The sequence below is a fragment of the Zobellia uliginosa genome, from assembly GCF_018860745.1.
Lineage (GTDB): Bacteria > Bacteroidota > Bacteroidia > Flavobacteriales > Flavobacteriaceae > Zobellia > Zobellia uliginosa_B.
The window spans coordinates 789,961-814,900 of the sequence record NZ_JAHKPY010000003.1; the positions used below are offsets into that span (position 1 = coordinate 789,961).

24 protein-coding genes are annotated in these 24,940 nt (G+C 35.2%); 21 read left to right on the forward strand and 3 right to left on the reverse strand.

Annotated elements, in window-relative coordinates:
- Nucleotides 1-12 precede the first annotated feature (12 nt).
- The 18 genes from KO521_RS07180 (at nucleotide 13) to KO521_RS07265 (ending at nucleotide 17,624) form a co-directional block, all read left to right on the forward strand.
- A complete protein-coding gene (locus tag KO521_RS07180; RefSeq protein WP_194550220.1) occupies nucleotides 13-312 on the forward strand; it encodes a putative quinol monooxygenase in 300 nt (99 codons plus the stop codon).
- 189 nt (nucleotides 313-501) lie between these two features.
- Entirely contained in the window at nucleotides 502-1,281 is a 780-nt protein-coding gene (locus tag KO521_RS07185) for a glycine betaine ABC transporter substrate-binding protein (protein WP_194550219.1), read from the forward strand.
- A 13-nt stretch (nucleotides 1,282-1,294) separates the two neighbouring features.
- A complete protein-coding gene (locus tag KO521_RS07190; protein ID WP_215939217.1) occupies nucleotides 1,295-2,392 on the forward strand; it encodes an L-dopachrome tautomerase-related protein in 1,098 nt (365 codons plus the stop codon).
- Between the two features lie 11 nt (nucleotides 2,393-2,403).
- A complete protein-coding gene (locus KO521_RS07195; RefSeq protein WP_215939218.1) occupies nucleotides 2,404-3,033 on the forward strand; it encodes an alpha-ketoglutarate-dependent dioxygenase AlkB family protein in 630 nt (209 codons plus the stop codon).
- A gap of 61 nt (nucleotides 3,034-3,094) precedes the next feature.
- Nucleotides 3,095-3,394 carry a putative quinol monooxygenase gene (locus tag KO521_RS07200; protein ID WP_215939219.1) on the forward strand — a complete coding sequence of 100 codons (300 nt, stop codon included), beginning with the start codon at nucleotides 3,095-3,097 and terminating at the stop codon, nucleotides 3,392-3,394.
- Nucleotides 3,395-3,603: 209 nt separating this feature from the next.
- Nucleotides 3,604-4,263 (forward strand): oxygen-insensitive NAD(P)H nitroreductase, encoded by a 660-nt coding sequence (gene nfsB / locus KO521_RS07205; RefSeq protein ID WP_215939220.1) that lies wholly within the window; start codon nucleotides 3,604-3,606, stop codon nucleotides 4,261-4,263.
- A gap of 20 nt (nucleotides 4,264-4,283) precedes the next feature.
- On the forward strand, nucleotides 4,284-5,291 hold the full coding sequence (locus KO521_RS07210) for a zinc-binding alcohol dehydrogenase family protein (protein ID WP_215939221.1): 1,008 nt from the start codon (nucleotides 4,284-4,286) through the stop codon (nucleotides 5,289-5,291).
- Between the two features lie 30 nt (nucleotides 5,292-5,321).
- A complete protein-coding gene (locus KO521_RS07215) occupies nucleotides 5,322-5,795 on the forward strand; it encodes a cupin domain-containing protein (protein ID WP_215939222.1) in 474 nt (157 codons plus the stop codon).
- A 335-nt stretch (nucleotides 5,796-6,130) separates the two neighbouring features.
- On the forward strand, nucleotides 6,131-7,684 hold the full coding sequence (locus tag KO521_RS07220; protein ID WP_215939223.1) for a DEAD/DEAH box helicase: 1,554 nt from the start codon (nucleotides 6,131-6,133) through the stop codon (nucleotides 7,682-7,684).
- 32 nt (nucleotides 7,685-7,716) lie between these two features.
- Entirely contained in the window at nucleotides 7,717-8,583 is an 867-nt protein-coding gene (locus KO521_RS07225) for an AraC family transcriptional regulator (RefSeq protein WP_215939224.1), read from the forward strand.
- Nucleotides 8,584-8,794: 211 nt separating this feature from the next.
- A complete protein-coding gene (locus tag KO521_RS07230; protein ID WP_215939225.1) occupies nucleotides 8,795-9,640 on the forward strand; it encodes an enoyl-CoA hydratase/isomerase family protein in 846 nt (281 codons plus the stop codon).
- 161 nt (nucleotides 9,641-9,801) lie between these two features.
- A complete protein-coding gene (locus tag KO521_RS07235) occupies nucleotides 9,802-10,785 on the forward strand; it encodes a zinc-dependent alcohol dehydrogenase family protein (protein ID WP_215939226.1) in 984 nt (327 codons plus the stop codon).
- A 243-nt stretch (nucleotides 10,786-11,028) separates the two neighbouring features.
- Entirely contained in the window at nucleotides 11,029-11,991 is a 963-nt protein-coding gene (locus KO521_RS07240; RefSeq protein WP_215939227.1) for a 2OG-Fe(II) oxygenase, read from the forward strand.
- A gap of 74 nt (nucleotides 11,992-12,065) precedes the next feature.
- A complete protein-coding gene (locus KO521_RS07245) occupies nucleotides 12,066-12,857 on the forward strand; it encodes an SDR family NAD(P)-dependent oxidoreductase (RefSeq protein WP_215939228.1) in 792 nt (263 codons plus the stop codon).
- 81 nt (nucleotides 12,858-12,938) lie between these two features.
- The gene (locus tag KO521_RS07250; RefSeq protein ID WP_215939229.1) at nucleotides 12,939-13,532 is read left to right on the forward strand and encodes an NAD(P)H-dependent oxidoreductase; all 594 of its coding nucleotides are present in this window, start codon (nucleotides 12,939-12,941) and stop codon (nucleotides 13,530-13,532) included.
- A gap of 4 nt (nucleotides 13,533-13,536) precedes the next feature.
- A complete protein-coding gene (locus KO521_RS07255) occupies nucleotides 13,537-15,423 on the forward strand; it encodes a monovalent cation:proton antiporter-2 (CPA2) family protein (RefSeq protein ID WP_215939230.1) in 1,887 nt (628 codons plus the stop codon).
- A 289-nt stretch (nucleotides 15,424-15,712) separates the two neighbouring features.
- Nucleotides 15,713-16,678, forward strand: a complete 966-nt coding sequence (locus KO521_RS07260; RefSeq protein WP_215939231.1) for a family 16 glycosylhydrolase — start codon at nucleotides 15,713-15,715, stop codon at nucleotides 16,676-16,678.
- 220 nt (nucleotides 16,679-16,898) lie between these two features.
- Complete coding sequence (locus KO521_RS07265; RefSeq protein ID WP_215939232.1) at nucleotides 16,899-17,624, forward strand: phosphatase PAP2 family protein; 726 nt, start codon at nucleotides 16,899-16,901, stop codon at nucleotides 17,622-17,624.
- 216 nt (nucleotides 17,625-17,840) lie between these two features.
- Here the strand turns inward: KO521_RS07265 and KO521_RS07270 are convergent, their stop codons facing one another.
- The 3 genes from KO521_RS07270 to KO521_RS07280 form a co-directional block, all read right to left on the reverse strand.
- Nucleotides 17,841-18,149, reverse strand: coding sequence for a DUF3817 domain-containing protein (locus KO521_RS07270; protein WP_215939233.1), 309 nt, complete (start codon nucleotides 18,147-18,149; stop codon nucleotides 17,841-17,843).
- A gap of 2 nt (nucleotides 18,150-18,151) precedes the next feature.
- Entirely contained in the window at nucleotides 18,152-18,610 is a 459-nt protein-coding gene (locus KO521_RS07275; RefSeq protein ID WP_215939234.1) for a hypothetical protein, read from the reverse strand.
- 68 nt (nucleotides 18,611-18,678) lie between these two features.
- Nucleotides 18,679-19,272: a TetR/AcrR family transcriptional regulator gene (locus tag KO521_RS07280; RefSeq protein WP_215939235.1), complete on the reverse strand. Its 594-nt coding sequence runs from the start codon at nucleotides 19,270-19,272 to the stop codon at nucleotides 18,679-18,681.
- Nucleotides 19,273-20,194: 922 nt separating this feature from the next.
- Here KO521_RS07280 and KO521_RS07285 point away from each other — a divergent pair.
- The 3 genes from KO521_RS07285 (at nucleotide 20,195) to KO521_RS07295 (ending at nucleotide 24,939) form a co-directional block, all read left to right on the forward strand.
- The gene (locus KO521_RS07285; protein WP_215939236.1) at nucleotides 20,195-21,670 is read left to right on the forward strand and encodes a CotH kinase family protein; all 1,476 of its coding nucleotides are present in this window, start codon (nucleotides 20,195-20,197) and stop codon (nucleotides 21,668-21,670) included.
- A 705-nt stretch (nucleotides 21,671-22,375) separates the two neighbouring features.
- Nucleotides 22,376-23,707, forward strand: a complete 1,332-nt coding sequence (locus tag KO521_RS07290; RefSeq protein ID WP_215939237.1) for a TolC family protein — start codon at nucleotides 22,376-22,378, stop codon at nucleotides 23,705-23,707.
- Nucleotides 23,707-24,939, forward strand: coding sequence for an efflux RND transporter periplasmic adaptor subunit (locus KO521_RS07295; RefSeq protein WP_436801484.1), 1,233 nt, complete (start codon nucleotides 23,707-23,709; stop codon nucleotides 24,937-24,939). The genes KO521_RS07290 and KO521_RS07295 overlap by 1 nt, the downstream gene beginning before the upstream one ends.
- Nucleotide 24,940 lies beyond the last annotated feature (1 nt).

A 24,940-nucleotide genomic window follows, 5' to 3' on the forward strand; every position in this document is an offset into this window, starting at 1 on the left:
AAACAAAACATCATGAGAAAATCATATTTGACAATAATAGCAAGAATTTTAGTAAAAGAGGAGCATAGAGAGTTTGTAAAAGCAGAATTACTTAAACTGTTAGATGTTACAAGAGCTGAGGAAGGTAATATTAGTTATGACCTTCACCAAGACAATGAAAATCCTAATTTTTTCTTATTTCATGAAAAGTGGGTTAATCGTGAGTTATGGCAAAAACATATGGATAATAAATATTTGGCCCATTATATGAAAGTAACTGATGGCAAAGTGGAAGAGTTTATATTAAATGAAATGTCGGAAATAGGGAACTAATAAATTTTTAAACACACGCAAGTAATACTGCGTGTGTGTTTATTTAAAACTAAATTTTTTTCAGTAACCAGATTTAGTTGTACAGATTTAATTGTACAGATTTAGGTAAGTAAATTGTCTTTCTTTTAAAAGCTACTTCTATCTAGATTAAAGTTGCAATTTCATGTTTCATTTTTAAAATTATAACAGATGTCAAAATCAATAAATTTAGGAGTAACCGATTTGTCTTTTCATCGTATAGCGGCCTCTTTGGTAGCCAACACACTGGAAGAAATAGGTTTTACCGTAAAACGCACATATTCACCTCACGAAGAGAATTTTGAGCGATTAAAAACAGGCGATGTAGATATATTGGCTTCGGCATGGTTGCCTTCCAGTCACGGTATTTATAAAAATGAGGTTGAAAAAGTAGTTCCTTTAGTAGAATTAGGACTTCACTATAAACCGTATGCTCTTTGGGGAGTACCAGATTATGTGCCAGAAAAAGAGGTTTCAAAGATTGCAGATTTGCTGAAACCAAATGTAGTATCAAAAATTAAAAAGGATATTCAAGGGATAAACCCAGGTGCTGGAATTACGCGTTTTTCTATTCAGATGATGAATGATTACGGACTTAATGACGCAGGATATTCATTTCATACCGGTACTGAAGAAGATTGCTTCAGTGCTTTTGAAAATGCGGTTGAAAAGAAAGAATGGATAATTATCCCTCTTTGGAAACCTCAATTTTTACATTATAAATACAATATAAGAGAACTAAAAGAACCTAAAGGTCTATTAGGTAGTGTTGACAAAGCTGTCTTATTGCTACGCAAAGACAAAGAAAATATGTTCAATAAGAAGCATCTTCAAAAATTAGATGGTTTACAATTCACTAATGACATTATTGCAGAATTAGACTATAAGGTTTCACGAGAAGGTAAAAATATAGATGAAGTAACAAAGCGGTGGTTGAAAAATCACCATTAAAAAAGAACACACAATGAAAAAACATATATTTATTTTGACTACAATTTTAACAGGCATGACGGCAAATGCACAAACAGAAGCTGAAGTTTTTACCACAACTGATGAAGCCGTGGGGAACATCACATTTACTAATAAGGGCGATTTGGTATACAGCCAACATCCTTTTTTTGAACCTGTAATCAGAGTTAAGATTATGGATGCCAAAACTAAGGAGAGTAAACCATTCCCCAATGAAGCATGGAATACACCTAGAGATACAGACGATAATTATTTAAGCAATGTATTAGGTATTAGAAATGATGAAAACGGAATTATTTGGATGCTAGATATGGCACAGCGTAATAATGTTACTCCAAAAATTGTCGGTTGGAACATGATTACCAATCAATTGGAACGTATCTACTATTTACCTGAATCATCTGCGCCAAAAGAATCACAACCAAATGATATGGTTGTAGATACTAAAAACGGATATTTTATTATAGCGGATGAAGGTATTGGTAATGGGGGAAATGGTAGTAAAGGGGCTTTTATTGTAGTTGATATGAAAACCGGTAAAACACGACGTGTTTTAGAAGGTACACGTACAACTTCACCAGAAAATACTCCTACGGTTATTAATGGTGAACATTTAGCTGTTGACGGTAAAGATTTGCTGATTGGTAATGACGGTATAACCGCCGATGCCAATTTTGAGTATATCTATTACGGCCCATTGAACGGAACTAAAATTTATAGAGTTAAAACGGTTGATTTGGTAAACGAAAATTTATCCGAAGATGAGCTCGACAGTAGAATTGAAACGTATTCTGAAAAGCCTAATAATGGCGGTATGAGTATCGATAAAGACGGTAACCTATATCTAACTGCTATAGAAACAAATAGAGTCGCTGTGGTACTAGCAAAAGATAGAAGTGTAAAAACTATGGCCCAAGACGAAAATATGGTTTGGCCGGATGGTGTAAGCTATAATCATGTAGATGGTTACATGTATGTATCTGCAGCTCAGGTAAACAGAGGTTCTGCCTTCAATGAAGGTAAAAGCGTTGCCACCAAACCCTTTTATATCTTTAGATTTCAACCTTTTGTAGAGGGCGTTTCATTTAGATAATTAGAAAAGAGATGGATTTATTTAGTCAAACAGACCTATTTTTCACAAATGAAGTCCGTAAAATAGAATTTGATCTACCAGGAGCCGATGTTACTTTATTTGAGAATTTCTTTAGTTTAGAAGAAAGTAATAAGTTGTATGCTAGCTTACTTCAAAATACACCTTGGCAGCAAGAGCAAATTACCATTCACGGTAAATTGGTAGATTACCCTAGGTTGACCGCTTGGTACGGAGATGCTGACAAAGACATTAAATACACGAATACAAAAAGTAAAATGCATTTATGGAATGATGATTTACTTTTCATTAAAGAACGTATAGAGAAGGAGGTAGCTATTAAATTTACACGCTGTTTGCTCAATTATTATCGCGACGGAAAAGATAGCGTAGACTGGCATCAAGATTATAAAGGAGAACAAAGAAAAAATACGGTCATTGCTTCTGTTACCTTTGGTGCAACCAGACCCTTTCAATTAAAACATGTATCAAGAACAGATTTAAAACGATTAGATATTCCATTGGCAAATGGTAGCCTTCTATTGATGCAAGGCGCTACCCAGGAAAATTGGAAGCATAAAATACCGAAGACCGCAAAACAGATTTCCCCAAGAATTAACCTAACCTTTAGATGGATCGGTTAATTTATCCGCTATCAATCTTTACTTTTATAATTCGAATTTTTGAACCAATTTAAAGCATCTTATGAAAAAATCTTATTTAACCTTAGTGGTACATATTTTAGTAAAAGAAGAATTTAGAGAAGAAATAAAAGCCGAGTTGCTAAAACTTGTTAGTCCCACTAGAGGAGAAGAAGGTTGTATTGCTTACGACTTACATCAAGATAACGATAACCCCAATCTGTTCTTATTTCACGAAAAATGGGTGAATCAAGATTATTTGACAAAACATTCGCAAAGTGACCATATTGCAGCCTATAGACTTGCTTCTAAAGATAAGCTTGAGAATGTTTCATCTTATAAAATGACAGAGCTTACCAATTAGAATTGTAATTATAAAGGCTTAACATTAAATTAATGTATTAAAAACCGGTAATTTTACCTATAACAAGCTTCTTTTGGCAATATTTTAAGATTTTACCATTTAAAAACCTCTATTTATACCTTATTCTCCTTTTTTTGTACTCTGTTTAGAGTGTTTGTTACAATTATCTTTGTTTTAAAATAAGAATCAACGGTATTAAATATAAAAAGATGAATTTACAAGAAACTATAGATTGGAGATACACAACAAAAGAATACAATACAAGCAAGAAAATATCTGATGCAGATATGACTAAAGTCAAAAACTTGTTGAGAATGAGTCCTTCTAGTGTAAACCTTCAACCTTGGCATTTTATAGTTACCGAAACTGCAGAAGGTAAAGCACGTATAGCAAAAGGAACTCAAGGTTTTTTTAGCTTCAATGAGCCAAAAGTAACTAATGCCTCTGCTGTTGTATTGTTTTGTTCTAAAATTGATGCGAATGATGCATACTACCAGCACATTGCAGACACTCAAGATAAAGATGGAAGATTTCCTAATGAGGATATTAAAAATGGATTTTTAGGGGCTGTAAAAGCTTTTACAGGGATTCATAAATACGATTTAAAAGATTTACAGCACTGGATGGAAAAGCAAGTCTATCTTAACATTGGAAATTTTTTATTAGGCGTTGCAAGTTTAGGTATTGATGCTACACCCATGGAGGGTATTGATGTAAAAGCTTTAGATGAAGAATTCGGATTAAGAGAAAAAGGATTCACCTCTTTAGTTGCTGTTTCTTTAGGATATAGAGCGGAATCTGATTTCAACTCTCCTGATAAAACGCCAAAATCTAGATTAGCGGAAAGTGAAATTTTTACGATAATATAATTTTAAAAATTCTAATACAGATGAAAGCAATAGGATACAAAGAGAACCTTCCAATTGACAATATAAAGTCTTTGCAAGATGTAGAATTGGAAACTCCAAAAGCTACGGGAAGAGATATTTTAGTAGAAATAAAAGCTATTTCTGTAAATCCTGTAGATTATAAAATTAGAGCCAACAGACCTTCTCCAGATGATAATTGGAGTGTAATTGGTTGGGATGCAACGGGAATTGTAACTGCTATTGGAGAAGATGTGACTCATTTTAACGTTGGGGATGAAGTTTGGTATGCCGGTGATTTAACACGACAAGGAAGTAATGCCGAATATCAAGTTGTAGATGAGCGTATTGTGGGTAAAAAACCTTCAAGTTTATCTTATGCTGAAGCTGCTGCATTACCATTAACCACACTTACAGCCTATGAAATGTTGTTTGATCGATTAGAGGTATCTAAAGACGATGCCAATAAATCTATTTTGGTTATCGGTGCTGCCGGTGGTGTAGGTTCTATTTTGGTGCAATTGGCTAAAAAACTGACGAAGTTGAACATTATAGGTACGGCTTCTCGTGAAGAAACTACGTCTTGGTTAAAAGAATTAGGTGCAGACACGGTTATTAACCACAAAAATAAATTGAGCGAAGAGTTCGAGAAATACAATTTACCGGCTCCAGAATATGTAGTAAGCTTAAATGCTACGGAACACCACGTAGATGAAATTGCTAAACTAATTAAACCTCAAGGGAAATTCGGATTTATAGACGATCCAAAATCGCTAAATGTAATGCCTTTTAAAGGTAAAGCGGTTTCTACGCATATAGAGTTAATGTTTACGCGCTCAATGTTTCAGACCGAAGACATGATTGAGCAACATAACATCTTAAATAAAGCTTCTGAATTGATAGATAACGGAACCGTAAGAACTACATTAGGTGAAAACTTCGGAACTATAAATGCTGAAAACCTTAGAAAAGCACATGCTTTCTTAGAAACAGGCAAAGCAAAAGGTAAAATTGTTTTGGAGGGGTTTTAGACTCAATGAATCAAATAAAACACATGTAAAATGAATTTCAAGTCAATTATAGCAGCAGTAGCTGTAACAGTATTTTTTGCTAGCAATACAGCAAACGCTCAAGTAAACACCATAGATTCTGTAGCAACCTCAAAAGTGCAACATTTTAATTTTGATGATATGGAATCTGAAACTATTGGAAAAGGTATCAAACGTAAATGGTTTCACGGTGAAAAAGGACAAATGACCATTTTCGATTTAGAGAAAGATGCACATATTCCTTGGCACCAACACCCTAACGAACAGATTACTTACATCATGTCTGGGAAGGTAAAAATCAAGACTATAATAGATGGTAAAGAGGAATTGGTAATTGTCTCTGGTGGTGAAGTAATTGTATTTCCTGAGAATGTACCGCACGAATTTTGGGCATTGGAAAAAACGGTGGATTTAGATGTCCACGTTCCGGTACGTCAAGACTGGTTGAGTAAAGAATTACCGGAATATTTAAAGAAAAGTGAATAAGATGAAAAAGTGTAGCGACCAAGCCTTTTTATATTTTCAGGTTTAAACTTATTGTTGAAGGCGTTTCTTTTAGATAAGGCTTAGTTAAATACTGAACAACCAGTCTAAAAGCCACTTTTTTTAAGTGGCTTTTTCATTTTAACGCTTTCTTGAATGTGTAAAGCAAACTGAAGTATTCAATTTTTAAGCGGTAGACTTTGTAAGATTAGTACGATGAATATCAGATAATCGATATCATTTATAAAAACGGCGGTGAATTGTTTCGGAAAGCCCTTCAATATATTAGTAATTACTTTCCGAAGGTTTTACCTTTGCATGCTACAGAAAATGATATCATGCAAGAGACTCAATTTGAACTACAAGAAAAGAAGACTGAAAAAGAACTTTATAGCTACCAGCAAGGTGCCATTCAGCGCATATTTGAAAAGTTCGATAATGAAAGAGATGATTATCATCTTTTATATCAACTACCAACAGGAGGTGGAAAGACCGTAATTTTTTCTGAAATGGTCCGCCAATACCTTAAAAATCACTCGAAAAAGGTTTTGGTAATGACACACCGTGTAGAGCTCTGTAACCAGACTTCTAAAATGCTCACCAGTTTTGGAGTGGTTAATAAAGTAGTCAACAGCAAAGCCAATTTAGATGACCATGAACGTTACAACTGTTATGTTGCCATGGTAGAAACACTAAATAATAGGCTTAACGATGGTATATTGGATATTTCGGATGTTGGCCTGGTCATTGTGGATGAGGCTCATTATAATTCCTTTACAAAACTGTTCAAGTTTTTCGAAAATTCTTTTATTCTTGGCGTTACCGCTACGCCTTTAAGCTCCAATAAGGAGCTGCCCATGAATGGTAATTATGATGAGCTAATTCCTGGGGAATCCATAGAAAACTTAATAGAAAACGACTTTCTGGCCAGGGCTGAAACGTATCAATATGATATGGGGTTAACCTCTTTGGAAGTAGGTTCCAATGGAGACTATACCGTTAAATCTTCTTCTGACCTTTATACGAGCCCTTCCATGTTGAATAAATTATTGGAAGCTTATACTTTACATTCCAAGGGTAAAAAAACGTTGATATTCAACAATGGTATAGAAACCTCAATTCAAGTTTATCATACCTTCAATGATGCCGGTTTGCCCATTATGCATTTGGATAATAACGCTACGAAAAAACAACGAAAACAAATATTGAATTGGTTTCATGAAACTCCAAATGCCATACTAACTTCTGTAAGTATTTTAACGACTGGTTTTGATGAACCCACCATAGATACCATCATCCTTAACAGGGCCACAAAATCGTTAACCTTGTACTACCAAATGATTGGTAGGGGTTCTCGTGTGCTAAACAACAAATCTAAATTCACCGTCATAGATCTTGGTAATAATATATATCGTTTTGGACCTTGGGGAGCGGACCTGGATTGGGAGACCATTTTTAAATCTCCAAATTTCTACATAGATCGTATAAAGGACGATGAGGATATTGAAGGTTCTTTTAAACATGAGTTGGCCGATGACATTCGTGAAGAATTTTCAAAATCTAAGGATACTTACCTAGATATTAAAGCTGTATATAAGGAAGCGACCTTTTCCGGAGAATCTTCTAAAGTGGTATTGGAAAAATCCATTGAACAACATGCCTATATCTGTATAGAAAACAGTGAAGATGTGTATGATGCGCTTGCGTTGGCAAAATTACTTAAAGATGATATAGATAATAGGATACAAGTTTATGGCAAGTGCATAAGTAAAAGCACCTATAATTTTATCAATTGGCTGAAAATGGATTACCAAAAAAAGCTTAATGCCTATCTTAGAGAAAACTTTGATACCGTTTTTGAGCAGATTCACGGGCATCTGCCGGAAGATTAGTCGACTTAATTCTCCGTTGAAAAGAAAACACTATGGCGCGTACTATCATTGAAAATATTGTAATTGCGAAATACAAGGACCAAACATTTTTTGAGTTTTGTAAATACACGACTATTCGTTTTTTTGAAATTGTATATTTTGAAAAAGGAACAGGAACTATTAAAATCAATGGTAATACTGTACCCTATACTTCTAACAGTGTTTTTGTTTTTATTCCTGACGATATTTACATCGTAAACCCTGATTCTGCGACCACTACAGTGGCTATAAAATTTTTAAAGAGCTTTTTTAGAAAAACATCTGCGCTAAACGAAACCTTACCAGTTAATGATTGGTTTCGAAAAATCGAAGAAATACTAAATAGCGAAAGTCATCAGCTTCGTGAAATGCAATTTGCAACCGAATCTGACCGGTCACACTTAGTATCTCTTATTAACATGGTTGCGACTGAATATATGAGCGAGCAAACTTTTGATATTTTCATTATTCAAAATTCCGTATCGGTTATTCTACATCTTATTGCCAGAAATATTCAATTCATTAATACGGCAGATACGGTAAAGAATGTGAAGTCATCTAAAATTCAACAAATCATTAACTACATTCACGCCAATATTTACAATTCCGAATTGCTTACCACCAAAAGTCTGGCAGAGGAATTTCATATGTCAGATAATTATATGAGTGAATATTTTAAAAAGCATACTGATGTTTCATTAAAGAAATACATTATCAACTACAAGTTAAAACTTGTAGAAACCCGATTAAAGTACACAGACATGCAATTTTCAGAAATAGCATTGGAATTGGGCTTTACAGATTCTAGTCATTTGAACAAGACTTTCCAAAGCTATAAAGGGATGACTATCGGTGCTTATAAGGCTACTATATCGGCATAAGCTTTACATAAAATATTTTAAGTCAGTATTAGTAATGGTTCAAAGTAATCGCTATTACTACTGGCTTTCTTATTTCATCTACTCAGAAAAATACCATTTACCTCTTTTTTTACCAAAACCACTTTGTTTTATACCCATTTTAAGCTGGTGTCCCTAAATAACTTTGTACTGTAATTAATACAGAATAAATATCAACCAAAAACATACTATTATGGACTACAAGAATTTTCAAACATTTACGGCAGAACAAAAAGGCGGAATTTTAAAAATTGATATCAACTTTGGACCAGTAAACGTACAAGGACAAGAAATGTTAGCAGATTTAAGCAGCCTTTGTTTACGGTTAGAAAGAGATAGAAGCGTAAAAGTTGTGGTTTTTGAATCTTCAAATCCAGGATATTGGGTATGTCATTATGATACGAACCTATTAAAAGATATGTCTACAGAAGCTGTTCCAAGAAATGAAGTGCAATTATTAGATCTTCAGTCGGTATTGGAAAGACTGAGCAAGGTACCACAAGCAACTATTGCGAAAATTGAAGGTTTTGCAAGAGGAGGAGGAAATGAAATGGCGTTGGCGTTAGATATGCGTTTTGCAGCTAGAGGAAAGGCTAAGTTCATGCAGATGGAAGTTGGCATGGGAATTTTACCCTGTGGTGGTGGAGCGTCTCGTATGGCTAGACAAACAGGATTAGGAAAAGCACTAGAAATTATTCTAGGAGCAAGAGATTGGGATGCCGATGAAGCTGAAAAATTCGGGACTATAAACAAAGCCTTAGACGCAGATGAAATTGGAGCTTATGTAGATGCCTTAGCACAACGTATATCTCAATTTCCAGCAGATTCTATTGCCGCTAGTAAACGTGCAGTATACGCGTCCATAGATTTACCAATAAAAGAAGCTTTAAAAGAAGAAGCATACCAATTGTTTCAAGCTACGAGTAGAACTCCTGCAATAAAAAGATTTGCCTATGCAGATGATAACGGAGCACAGTTTGACCATAATAACCAAAAGAATTGGGAGCAAATGGTGATGGATATTCAAGAAGTGAATTAAGGCGCTGAGCGCCATACGCTTTGCGCCAAGCGCATTTCGCATATCGCTTTTCAATTTTTATGTAGAGCGCATAGCGCACAGCGAACAACGAACAACGAACAACGAACAACGAACAACGAAAAACAATTAAATATTAACGAAATAAATAAAGAAGAAAGATTATGAAAGCAATGTTATTAAACAGTTACGGAGAAAATTCAAATTTTGAAGTTTCAGAAATAGCAAAACCAGCTGTAAAAGTAAATCACGTTTTAGTGAAAATAGCGGCATCTAGTGTCAATACTATTGATATGATGATTAAAAATATGGGGACAGATTTACCTTTGTCTCCTGCTACTCCAGCTTTATTAGGTATGGATTTTTCCGGAGTAATTGAAGCTGTTGGAGAAGGTGTAGAGGGTTATGCTGTAGGCGATGAAGTATACGGTTGTGCTGGTGGATTAGCAGATTTACCTGGAACATTGACAGAATACATTGTAGCCGATAGTAGTTTAATTGGTCACAAACCAAAAGACTTGACTATGCGCGAAACTGCAGCTTTACCTTTAGTTGCAATTACAGCTTATGAAGGTTTGACAAGAGCAGGCGTAAAAGCAGGTCAAAAAGTATTAATTCATGGTGGTTCTGGCGGTGTTGGTCATTTAGCGGTACAACTGGCTAAATATTTTGGAGCAGAAGTTTTTGCTACTGGTACAGGTGACAAACAAAAAGCAATTGTTGAAAAATTCGGGGCAACCTTTATCGATTTTAAAACTGAAAAAGTAGCAGATTATACAGCAAAATATACCGATGGTGGTTTTGATGTTGTTTTTGATACCGTTGGTGGTCCAAACCTGACAAACTCTATGGAAGCAGTTGCCCTAAACGGTCATATTTCCACAACGGTTTCCTTGTTGGAAATCGATTTAACTCCGTTGCACTTTAAAGGAGCATCATTACACGTGGTCTTTATGTTGATTCCGATGTTACATAACTTCAAAAGAGAAAATCACGGTAGTATTTTAGAAAAATTAGCTGAAATTTCTAACGAAGGTCATTTAACTCCGATTGTTGATGAAAATCAATTTTCATTAGAGCAAGTAGGTGATGCTTACGCACACTTAGCTAGTGGTACAGCTATTGGTAAAGTTGTGGTTGAAAACTAAATAATAGTAAATAAAATATGTAGTAAGATTAGAGTTGCAGGCTCTAAACATGTCGATTAATATGTACTGTTGAATGCCCCAGAAATGGGGCATTTTTTTGCTTTAAAAAAAAACCTTGAAATTTACCTAAACAACCGTTTTTACTACCAAAAAATTACTGCTGTCTCATACTACCTTTGTTATCAGAATAAGTAAATAAAACCAAAATACTTTTAAAGAGGTTTTGATTAAAACAAATATATCATGAAAACAATAACAAATACAAATGCACTCGCACAAGCTCGTGCGCTTAAACTACCAACTCGCGAAGCTTCACTAAATCGTGATCCTTCTGTGTCACAATTTTGGAATAGTAACCGAGAGTTACTTGAAGATGCTTGGAGCGAATGGGAAATTGAAAACAAAGACGGTTTGCTAGTTCCTGATGAAACCTTACTTGATCCGAAATTAAGAAAAGCTATAAACGATGCTTGGAAAAATCCAGAAAAGGAAAATGCTGTTGCTGATTTATGGGAAGAGATTATTCCTGGGGTATATTCTGCTCAGTTTTTTGATTTGGAACGTCTAGCAGATTTTCGTAAATATCTAGAAGCTACGGTAAATTCTGAAATTCCCAGACGTGCACCTTATGGCATTCAGTTGAATCGTTATGGCGTTATGTTAGACCCACGTTCAGAAGGTCATCTTGCTGCACCCAATTTTCAGGCATTTTACAACGAAATCATGGATCGCTATATGCGTCCGATCGCCCGTTTATTACTAGGTACTTATGGCTACGATAACCAAACCTTTGGTTTTTCTATTCAGTACAATCCAGATAAGGATAAAGATTTGCATGCCCATACGGATGCTTCTGCAGCTACCTTGAATATCAATATTAACTTACCTGAAGAAAAATTTACAGGTTCACAAGTCGATTTTCATGATACGTCTACAAGAAAGGTTGTTCAAACTATCTTTGAACCCGGCAAGGCAATAATTCATACTGGCAAAGTACCTCATGCTACCCATCCAATTACTAGCGGACAACGTAGTAACTTGGTTGTATGGTTGTATGGAGATCGTATGCAAATACCACGAGGGGGTGCAAGTAGTTATGGTAGTGTTGATAATTCAACATCAAAAGTTGTTGCAGCAGAAAATATTACGGCTCGCGAGCGTTGGAGTTTACCAGAAGGTCCCAAAGATACCTTTGCACCGTTTTAAAAATAAAAGAAAACAGAATTTTGGCAGAACATATTCTGCCAAAATTCCATTTATAAAATACTAAAGTCTAAAAAATGAAACATATATTAATTACGGGAAGCACAGACGGTATAGGAAAGCTACTGGCGCTTCGTTTGGCGAAAGAAGGTCATTTTGTTGGCGTTCATGGTAGAACCGATGCTAAGTTAAAGGCTACTGTAACCGAAATCAAAGCGGAATCAAAGAATGACAATATAGTAGGTTTTTTAGCTGATTTCTCAAACTTGTCAGAGGTTAAACAAATGGCAAAAGAAGTTGCTGAAAAAATGCTGAAAATTGATGTTTTGGTAAACAATGCCGGTGTTTTGAAAACTAAAACTGATACTGCTTCGAACGGAGTAGATGTTCGTTTAACAGTAAACTATTTAGCACCATATCAATTTACAAATGCGGTATTACCGTTATTGAAAAAGTCAGATACACCTAGAATTGTAAATCTTAGTTCTGCGGCACAATCCCCAGTTTCTTTAAGTGCATTAAAAGGTGAAATGAATTTAGGGGCTAATGATGCTTATGCTCAAAGTAAATTAGCGTTGACCATGTGGAGTTTTGATTTGGCAAAAAAAGAACCAAGTATTTTGGTTGTTGCCGTGAACCCAGGTTCGTTATTGAATACCAAAATGGCAAAGGAAGCCTACGGTCAACATTGGTCTCCTGCAGAAAAGGGAGTAGATATTCTTTATGATTTAAGTATGACCGACAAAGCGAAAACAAACGCTTATTTCGATAATGATAAAGGAAGTTATGCTCAAGCACACCCAGATGCCTATGATGATGAAAAAATTAAAGAATTGGTTGAGTTAAGTAATACAACTGTTTTACATTAGAAGGACTAATTAATGCCTATATTTCTTTTAAATAATAACTAGATTGATTTGTTACTTATCATTTTCAACTAAATTAGTAAAATGAAGAATATATTGGTTTTGTTTTCTCACCCTAAATTCGAAAAATCTAGGGCCAATGCTATTTTAGTTGATAAAGTCAAAAATCGGAAAGGGGTAACGTTTCATGATCTATATGAGTGTTACCCTGATTTTAATATAGATGTAGATGCGGAAAGGACATTAATGGAGGCACATGATATTATCATTTTTCATTACCCCTTTTATTGGTATAGCTGTCCTCCATTAATGAAGCAGTGGATAGATATGGTATTGGAGTTTGGTTGGGCTTATGGCCCCTCCGGAAATGCACTTTTAGATAAAAAATGGATAAACGTAATTACAACCGGAGGGTCTAAAGCTATGTATTGCGAAAACGGTACCAATTGTTATGCTATAAATGATTTTTTACGTCCATTTCAACAAACGGCCAACTTATGTGGTATGGGTTACTTGCCTCCTTTTGCGGTGATGGGTACCCATAAAATAGAAGATGAAACTTTGCATGCGTATGCCGATCAATATGATAAATTATTAGATCTATTGATTCAGGACCTAGTAGTTGTCGATATAGGCAGCACCTCTTTTTTAAATGATATTGCACAATTAAATACGTAAAGCTATGACGGGGAGTATTCTTTTTGAAGCTATTGTCTTTTTATTAGGCGCTATTATTTGTGTTTCTATAGCCAAGCGCATAGGGCTTAGTTCTGTTTTAGGATACTTAATTGCAGGTGTATTAATAGGGCCGTACGTCTTGGGATTTATAGGAAATGAAGGTGAGGATATTTTGCATTTTGCTGAGTTCGGGGTGGTAATGATGCTATTTTTAATAGGATTGGAGATAGAACCCAAAAACTTTTGGAAAATGAGGAAGACTATAATGGGTATGGGGGGTATTCAAGTCGCAAGCACCATGTTACTTTCCTATTTTTTGTTCGTTTTGTTTGGTTTTGATTGGAAGGTAGCTTTAACGTTTTCCATGGCAGTAGCCTTATCATCTACGGCTATAGCACTCCAAACCATAAAGGAAAAAGGACTTTTGAACACTACTTTCGGGACCTCATCTTTTTCCATTTTACTTTTCCAGGATATTATCGTGATTTTTATGTTAGGTGCCTTGCCTTTATTGGTAAACACAGATAAAACACAAACAGAAAATAGTGGGGAGCATGCTAATTTACTTCAAAATTTACCTTTAGGCTTGCAAACCTTGGCTATCTTGGTTTCTGTTGCTGCAATTGTTGTAGCAGGCCGTTTTTTAATTGTTCCTCTATTACGTAAAGTTGCCAAAACTGGAGTTCGTGAATTGCTTATAGCTGCGGCTTTGCTTATTGTTTTTAGTATTTCGTTTTTGATGGAGTTGGTAGGCTTAAGTCCGGCATTGGGCGCTTTTCTAGGAGGTGTAGTTTTATCAAATAGCGAATTTAAGCACGAGCTTGAAAGCACATTGGAGCCTTTTAAAAATTTGCTTCTAGGTCTGTTCTTTATGGCAGTTGGTGCTTCTATAAACTTTATTGTTATTGCTAAAAGTCCTTTGACTGTAGGAGGCATTCTAGTTGCTGTTATTCTCTTAAAAGGTTTGGTGCTATTTGTTACGGGAAGTCTTTTCAAATTAAGATTGAATCAAAAATTATTACTGACGTTTAGTTTGGCTCAGGTAGGGGAATTTGCTTTTGTACTGCTGTCATTTGCTTTCTCCTTAAATATTTTGGAGCAGGAGCAATTGGATATTATGCTCGTGGTCACAGCCTTGACAATGACCGTTACACCAATTATCGGAATGATAAACGAACGGGTTTTGTTACCACGATTAGGCACGAAGGAATCTATAAAAAGACCAATGGATCATATAGCGAAATCTCAGAAAGTAATTTTAGTAGGTTTTGGTCATTTCGGGAGTACTATTGGTCGCTTTTTACGCACTCACGGTGTAGAAGCAACTATTTTGGACCATGATTCCAATAGAGTGGATTTTCTACGTAAAATGGGTTTTGAGGTATATTATGGAGACGCAACCAGAACAGATTTACTAGAGTCTGCAGGTATAACGGAAGCTAATATTTTGATTTGTGCCATGGATAATCCGGAGGTGGTAAAACAATTAGCAAAAACCGTAAAGAATAAATACCCTCAAGTAAAGCTAATGGTGCGTGCTAGGGATCGGTATGCTGCTTACGAGTTTTTAAATATGGAGATAGACCATATTTATAGAGAATCTTTGGAAACGTCCTTAAAATTGGCCAGTGAAGTTCTAAGTCAAATGGGTTTTAGAAAATATACGTTACAACGCCAAATCCAGAATTTTATAAAGTACGATGAAGATAGCCTTAAACGATTGGCCAAAGAGAAGAAAATAGGTGATGAAAATTATATTTTTAAAGCACGTAAGGAACTAGAGCACCAAGAAAAATTATTAGAACAGGATTTTAAAAGGGGTATTGTTGAGTTTGATACCCATTGGGATGGGGAACAAATAAGGGCGGCTTTGGAAAATTCTAAAATATAAAATCGATTTACATTATTCGAAGTGGCTGATTATGGTTTGTTAAGCTAATTTTTTCTTTTTTTATTTCAAATGGATACAACGTATTTCTACGGTTGTGCCTATTCTGGGTCAAGTATATTAAAATTTGACTTTCTTTCTTATTTGTCAATATTCAATCATCTACAGATAATGTGTTAGAAATTGTACAGTGAATTTTTACCCATGTCAAGTTTTTGATCAGTGGTTTTTTTTACTTCAACAGGGTTCATCCTGTATCTTGGTGAAATCAAAGAAATAGAAAAAAGCCTCAATGAATTCTATAAAAATAGGAACCGTAATTCTCAGTCTTATTTGTCTTTGCTGTAAGAGCGAACCCCAAGAACAGCCTGAGCCACAACAAATTGAACAAAAATTACCGAATGAAGAGGCACTAACACCTACGGAAGGTGTTGAAGATGAAAATGAGACGAATGATATAAATAATAACATGGTATATGATTTTACCGGAAAAACACCGCCACAAGCGCCAGAAGGAATGGAGTGGAAGCTCGTTGATGAACTGACCGACGAATTTGGGAGTAACAATCTAAACACGTCTAAATGGACAAAATCATTATGGAATTATGGTGTTCCTGTCCAAATGATAGGGGAAAATTCAGGAGTAACAGATGGTAATCTCTGGATAAAAGCAACCCTGAACGATGATAAAGAACGTTGGTTTCAGAGCTCTCGAGTAATGTCCTTAGCTCAAATTAATTATCCTATGTATACAGTTAGCAGAATAAAAAATGCACACATATCTGCCTATAACACCTTTTGGATGAACAATGGAAACATTTCAAATCGAAATGAAATCGATATTATAGAAAACAATTCTAATCCTTCATGCAACTGCCAGCCAGATTTTCCATGGCAAATGAACGCTCAGTACTTTCATGTGGTAAATGATGATACCAAACGCAACAAAGGCAATTATGATAATCGTAAGTTATCAGATGGGAATCCGCTAAAAGGAGTGGCATGGAATGAAGAATACCACACTTTTGGAGTATGGTGGAAAGACGCTACCCACATTCAGTTTTATTTAGATGGAGAACCTGCGGGAAGTGTGGCTTCTGCAAGGGAATTTACAAGAGAGCTAAGTATCATATGGGATTTGTGGACTGTAGATGCGGACTGGTTAGGAGGGCTGGCTAAAAAAGAACACTTATCCGATAGTACTTTGAATACCATGAAAATAGATTGGATACACACATATAAATTAGTGAGTGAATAAAATTCTAAATAGTGAGTTGTTTATTTGAGTTGAATAGGGCATGAACATGACGTTCCTGCCTTATTTTTTTATTACTAATTACGCCGGATATTATTAATTTGGGGATATTAAAAACAAAATTCTTCTAAAACATTTAGTAAATTGTGGAAGTTCCAACATATTCGTACATAAAAGGGTTTCGTTTTTTGGAGTAAATATGATTTGCCGCACAACATTGAATATGAGAAAATACATTGCCACACTTCTGATGTTTTTTACAGTAGGAAGTATATTTGCCCAAGTTGATAGTTTAGAATTCAAACCAAAAAAGCAGTTATTCAAAAAGACTATTTTACCTCTTTCCTTACTTACCACGGGAATATTGTTATCCGATAGTGGATTTGAACAATCACTTCATGAGACAGCTCAAGGTTGGGTTGGCAATGATTTTCGAACCCACTTTGATGATTACACTAGATACGCGCCAGTAGCAACACTATTTATCGCTAATGTTGTTGGAGTCAAAGCTAAAAACCATTGGTTTGATCAGACCAAGAATCTGGCCGTCTCAATGATTCTAACAGATGTTTTCACAAGAGCCTTAAAGAATTCTATTTACAAAATTAGACCTGATGGTTCTAATGAACATGCATTTCCTTCTGGGCATACATCCATTTCTTTTTCGTCTGGTTCTGCGGTCTACGAAGAGTATAAAGATACCAATGTTTACTTAGCGTATAGTGGTTATGGGTTTGCAGCGGTTACGGGTGGCCTAAGGCTTTTCAATAATAAACATTACATTTCTGATATACTTGCAGGTGCCGGAGTAGGAATCTTGGTAACAAAACTTGTCTATCATTTTGATTATTTATGGAGATGGAATCCTTTCTTAAAATTTAAAGATGTAACACTGGTACCTCGTTATGCTCAAGGAAATGTTGGGCTATATTTCTCTAAATCTTTTTAAGAAGTTCATTTAAGTTCTACACATTCAAAATTTTGATTTTTTAATACGTTTACAACGTTATAAACTAAATCGTATTTACTTTCTATCCTTAGGATATTATCACAATCTTCTAAATCAAAATTCCATTTACACCCCTCTAGTAATCTATCAAGAATGGGTTTTAGGCTTTTTATTTGGGAACTAGATTGAACACTTGTTTTAAAGACAAATACCATGTTATAAGTTTAGTTTACTAAGAATCTTTTTATCAATATAGAAAGTTCCAAAAGGGATAAAACAGGCTAAAATCACTTTCCAAGTTGTTTTACTGAACTTCCAGTTCTGTTCAATACCTACACTCATCGTATTAATAATGAAAAGTAAAAATAAAGCCCCATGAATAGGGCCTAGAGATTTAGTTAAGCTAGGATTGTGAAAATAATATTTAAGGGGTACAGCAATAAAAACCAGTATCAAAAGAGAAATACCTTCTAAATAGGCTATAATACGTAATCTCCCAATAGTTGTTTTAAATAGATTTCCCATGTTTATCTTATATAAGGTCTATGTGCTAATGGTGAAAACGGCCAAGGAATAGCAATAAAAATGATTAAAAGTGCTAGTGCAAACCAAATCAGCATGGTTTTGAACTTTGCACTGTCTGTAGGTTTCCGTTTTGCTAACGCAGAGCCAATTGTTAGGAAAACTATGGCTAATAACATGAGTATAATGTGTATTAACCCAAAAAAAGTGGACTCTAAGTCTGTTATGGCTTGATCAAAGTTTTCCCAGAAGTATTTTATGGTAGGACTTTGACTATATAAAATAATACCAATAACCAATTGAATATGTGCTATTGTAGCGGTCCAATGTCTTGTAAGGTTATCTCGCTCGGTAAACTTTAAACCTTGAAAATACCCTTTGTATGCCCTGTATACTGAATAGATTAGGCTGAATAAAACAAGCCATCTAACAATGGAGTGCACGTATGTAAACGATTGATACATCAATATGTAAATTAAATATTGATGCAAAGATAATAAATAACATACTAGTTAGTATGTTTTGAGTTAAATTATGAATTCAGACTTTCTAAGTAGAGTTTAAGTTCTTGTAAATAAGAATGATAACAATCTATATTATTGGTTATTTTTCCAAAATTCCGAATGCCCCAGTAACCAGAAATTACAAAATAGGCTACTTGTTTGGGATTTATTCCAGCTTTTACGGTACCATTTATAATCTCTTTTTTTATAACATTTTCTATTGTGGTCAACCATTCTAGTGTTATCTCATTTAATACCGCAGAAAATTCAGTATTCCAAGGCGCCATTTCTTGTGATAAATTACTGGCAGGGCAACCATACTCGAATTTTAAAAAAGAGTTTTCTAAGAGAAGAGATTTTGTCATGAGATAGATTCCTTCCAATGGTTTTGTAGCATTGTCTAAATTTGTAATTAACAAATTATGCATGGCAGGTTTAACAATCTCTTTAATAACGGCAATGCCCATCTCATCCTTTGTTTTAAAATGATAATAGAAAGCGCCTTTCGTAACATTAGTTGTTGCTATAATTTCATCTATACTAGTGGTTTGATATCCTTTTTTATAAATTAAATCGAATGCTTTTTGAAGTATGGTAAGTCGAGTATTAGATGCTTTTGTCATAAAAAATACTAGTTAGTATGGTGTGCAATGTAAACAAAATAATAGTAATGGATGTACGATATGTAAAGTAAGGGGAAATCCTAAATACGAATCCATTAGAGGATATTGGTAATACTCAGGATATAAAATATGTGGCCAAAAGCGGCATTATAGTCCAATAATACTATTGTTGTAATAGGGTAGAAGTATACTATTTTTCTATGGTGATACCCACTTCAAATCACTATTATCTTGTTTCAAAATGTTATCTAACATCAAACACCGTATTGTCATGTATTTTAATACTACCTTGTTACGTTGCGCTTGCTTCTTCACCTACCAAAAAGTACCTTAATGAAATATAGCTCGGCCATATTCTTCTTCATGGGCCCAATCAATAGCGGCTTGTAGGTTTATTGTTGTTTTAATAGCATCTGTTCTATCATTGGGAATGGCCCCTTGGCCCTGGTCTACAAGCTATTCTTGACTGTTTTTTGTGGGTAATTCTGCTTGGGATTCTATTTTTGGTAACCCTAGTCCCTCTATATTTTACATATCCGTTTCTCATGCTTTGTCTTCTTTACCTAAGTTTAAAACATCTTTTTTACAGGAAACTACAGAGAGGATAGTAAAGAGAAGTAGATAGAATGATATATTTTTCATTTGAAAGGCTTGAAGTTTTAGCTATAAAATCAAACTCAATTTTAAAATGAAAAGTGTGTATAGCTACACTTTTTCAATACACCGCATCAAGCTATTTACTAAGATGATATGTTTAGGCCGGTACTGGTTTTAGTACTAGTGCGTTGATATTTTAAAATTGTCCATAGACCAGAAATCACCATTCACTGAAAAGACCACCGCATTCACAGATTCTATAAATTTGCTATTCTTCTTCTCTGCATCTTTACCCAGTAACAAAAACTAATAAACTGAATATAGAATGAAAAAAATAAGTATACTGCTACTATTAGCTATCCATTTTACCTTCATAATTTCCTGTGCAGATGATGATACCATCATTACCGATGAAGATTCTGAAAATGCGGAAGTGATAGATGACCAAACGGATGAACAAGATGAAACGACCTATGTAGAATCTTATGATGATACTGATTTTGATGCAACAGACTGGACCGATGCTACCCATAGCAAATCTGCAGACCCTAATTTTGATGTGGTTTTTGAGGATAATACGGTAAAACGTTTAGATCTTGTAATTACAGAAGAACGTTGGCAGAGCATGTTGGACGACATGACTTCCCTTTATGGCAATTTTGGTGGAACCAGTGGTCCTGGGTCAGGAGGTCCAGGTGGCGGTGGATTAGTAGAGACAGATGAAGATCCTATTTTCGTACCGGGAGAAGTACTTTTTGAAGATAAGGAATGGTACCGCGTAGGATTACGATTTAAAGGTAATTCTAGTTTACAGTCAAGCTGGTCAGCTGGTATTTTAAAACTATCGTTTAAGTTAGATTTTGATGAATTTGAAGATGAATATCCGCAAATAGATAATCAACGTTTTTATGGCTTCAAGAAATTAAGCCTAAAGAATAACTACAATGATAAATCTATGCTACGCGAAAAAATAGCGACTGATGTCTTTAGAGAGGCTGGTTTGGCCAGCTCACATGCGTCTATCTATGAAGTGTATGTTGATCATGGAGACGGCCCTGAATACTTTGGAGTGTATACCATGGTAGAAGAAGTGGATGATACGGTAATAGATACACAGTTTTCGGATAATGACGGGAATTTATACAAGCCAGATGGCGATGGTGCTAGCTTTGCAGAAGGTACTTTTTCAGAAGATGTATTCGTAAAGAAAACCAATGAGGATGAAGCTGATTTTTCTGATATTGAAAATCTTTTTGCAGCATTGCATGCAGATAACCGCACAACGGATCCAGAAGCTTGGCGTACCAATCTGGAGACTGTTTTTGATACGGATATTTTCTTGAACTATTTAGCGGTTAATACGGTTATCCAAAATTGGGATACCTATGGTAGAATGACGCATAACTATTTCCTATATAACAATCCTGATACAGAAAAGCTAGCATGGATTCCTTGGGATAATAATGAAGCGCTACAGAGAGGAAATCAGCAGGGTTCCTTGGCTTTGGATTTCTCTGATTTAAATGACACAGAATGGCCGTTAATAGGTTATTTGTATGAGGACGCAACCTATAAAGCAAAGTATGATAGCTATGTACAGGAATTTGTAAACAACGTATTCACAGTAAGTGCTATGCAATCTGAATATGCTGCCTACGCTTCATTAGTAGAACCTTATGCTACTGCCGAAGTTGAGGGGTTTACATTCTTGAATTCTAGTGCAGACTTTCAGGCAGCTATTAGTGAGTTGAATAGTCACGTGTCCGAGCGAGTGGCCGCAGCGGAAAATTATTTGAATTAGTGAGTTTTATATAGCGTGATGATCAAGAGGAGTTATTTGGGAGAAGAATCCGGTTACCAGGAGGTAATCGGATTTTTTTTTGTGATTTGGTTTCAGAACCTAAAACGTATGGATAATAAAAACTGGTTAGTTGCGGGTAGGTTAGATATGGTAGTTCTTCCGAATTGCACACCTATTTCTAATTTCATCTTTTTCTTTATTCTATAACCAATACCTAGGTTAACGTTAATTAAATTTCCTTCCGTAGTTACTGTAACTCGGTTGATGTCATAGGTTGGTCCACCGCGAAAAATAAATACTTCTTTTCGTTTAAATTATGTGTAAAACTACAGATAGAGTTATGCGCTCATGGGTTCCAAATTTGGCATAATCATGCTTCAAGCCTAAATATATTTTCTCTGATATTTTATACTCGAAAGCTCCAGTTGTAAATACTTCCCCATTTAAACTCATAGGGGTCTCAACGTTGTAGTGAAATAATTTTTAATGAGCAAAGAGTCCAATGAGAGATATTCCTTTTGTGGGATTTGCGCTTGTATATGAGAAGAGAAGCATAGATAAGGGCCACTAACTATATAGCTATCATTAAAATCCCGTAGATAAAATAGTGGTTTATGTATAGCTAAAAGGGCCAAACTTCTATTTCCTTTTAATTGAAGGATGTAAAGTTTCACTTTTGAAGTGTAAAATAATAACATCCTTCAAATGAAACTATATATAATCCTAGCAAGCGTTTTGTTCGCTCAGATTTCTTTCGGTCAACAGGCCGATGCCAACTCGGCATCAAAAATATGGTCTCTAGAAGACTGTATTGATTATGCTATTAAGAACAACATTACCATAAAAGATGCTACGTTAAACAAAACTATTACTGAAGTTGATTATAGCAAGTCCAAATCTGCGAAGCTTCCGGATTTGTTTGGGAGTGCTTCGCAAGGGTATTCTAGTGGTACCACCATAGATCCTATTACAAGTGATTATGTGTCCGACGAGATACACAATACCAATATTGGCATTAATAGTTCTATGACCCTTTTCCAAGGAAATCAATTGAACAACCAGGTTAAACAGAATAAATTGCTTGTAGAACAAAGTGCTCTACTGCAAGAAGAAGCAAAGAATAGTATTGTAATAAGCATTTTAGAAACCTATTTACAGACGTTGTTTAGTAAAGAAGGTATTGCCATTGCAGAGAATAACCTGAAAGCTTCGGAACAAGAGGTTATTCAGGCTAAATCTAGACTAGACGCAGGTTCTATTGCTTTAAGTGATTATACGGAGGCTCAAAGTCAAGCAGCTACAAACAAGTTCAATGTTATTTCTGCTAAAAATGACTATGAGCTAAACATTATCAGTTTAAAACAATTATTGGAATTATCTCCCTTAGAAGATTTACAAATTGAGACAGTTGACGAGAATCAGGATCTTATTAATCTAGAACTTAACAAAGAGGTTATTTATGCCAACGCATTGGCATATCTACCAGAAATAGAGGCAAGCAATACCAACATCATCATAAATGAAAAAGAATTGGATATCGCAAAAGGAGGTTACCTGCCTACATTATCCCTTATTGGTAGCTTAGGTTCTGGATATACCAGTATAAACGACAATACATTTTCTGATCAGTTAGATGTCAATTTTAACCAAAAACTCGGATTGAGTTTAAGTATACCAATTTTTAATAGAAATCAAACAAAGTCCGCGGTACAAATAGCAACTTTTAATATAGAAAAAGCTGAAATACAAAAACAAACAGTAGAAAAAGAGGTAATTAAAAAAGTAGAAACAGCATACCAAAACGCATTATCATCGCAAGAGCAGTTAGTTGCTGCAGAAGCATCACAAGATGCCGCAGAACAGTCGTATAATCTAGCTCAAAAGAAATATGAGTTGGGAGATTTAAGTACTACAGACCTTGTAGTCAGTCAAAATACGTATACAAATGCCCAACAGAATTATTTACAATCTAAATACCTAAATATTTTATACCATCAATTATTACAATTCTATCAAGGAAACGAAATTAAACTTTAATCAAAATGAAAAATAAAAAAAATATCATAATAGGCGGTGTCATTTTGGTCATCTTGGCTTTTGTTGCATATAGTTTTTTTAAGAGTGATGATACTGTTGCTATTGAAGCCAAAACAGTAGCTGCCAAAAAAGGTGATGTAACTACAATGGTAACAGCAACAGGAACTATTGAACCTATAAATCAAGTTGATGTAGGTACGCAAGTTTCGGGTGTTGTAGAGAAGATATATGTGGATTATAACAGTGTAGTTACAGAAGGACAATTGATTGCTGAATTAGATAAAACCAATCTTAGAGCTGCTATGACGCAGGCACAAGCTTCATATGATAACGCGGTAAGCAATCGTAATTATTTACAAACTATTTACGATAGACAAAAGTCCCTATATGACAATCAAGTTATTAGTAAATCCGATTATGATGATGCGTTGTACAATTACGAAACTGCAAAAGGTACGGTAACACAGCGTTTATCGGATTTGCAGCAGGCAAGAACAAACTTGGGGTATGCTAATATTTACTCCCCTATAAACGGTGTAGTGCTTTCACGAGATATTGAAGAAGGGCAAACGGTTGCCGCAAGTTACAGTACACCAACACTATTTACCATTGCCCAAGATTTAAAAGAAATGCAAGTGGAAGCTGATGTTGATGAGGCAGATATAGGTGTAGTAAAGGAGGGGCAACGTGTAAGTTTTACGGTTGATGCCTATCAAGGTCAAGAATTTGAAGGTGAGGTAACGCAGGTAAGGCTAGACCCTACAATTACTTCGAACGTAGTTACTTATACAGTGGTAATTAAAGCTGACAACCCTGATTTAAGATTAAAACCAGGTCTTACAGCTACCATTTCAATCTACACTTTAGAATTAAAAGATGTTTTATCTGTAGAAGCGAAGGCAATAAATTTTAAGCCGACTCCGCCAGAAATGATGGCTTATAATGAACAAGAACAATTGACTGTGGAACCTCCAAAAGGTGGCGGTCCAAAACCTGATGAGAATGATGATAGTACAAGGGTTTGGGTTCTCGAATCCAATGGTGCTATTTCTCCAAAAAAGGTGACTTTAGGAGCTAGTGACGGGGTAAATGTTCAAATATTAAGCAGTATTAATGAAGGAGATAAACTGGTGTATAGTTTAAAATCAGAAGCTACTCAATCTGGTGCCCCAGCAGGAGGTACAGAAGAGAGTCCGTTTATGCCACAACGCCCGGGAGGTAAAAAGAAATAAC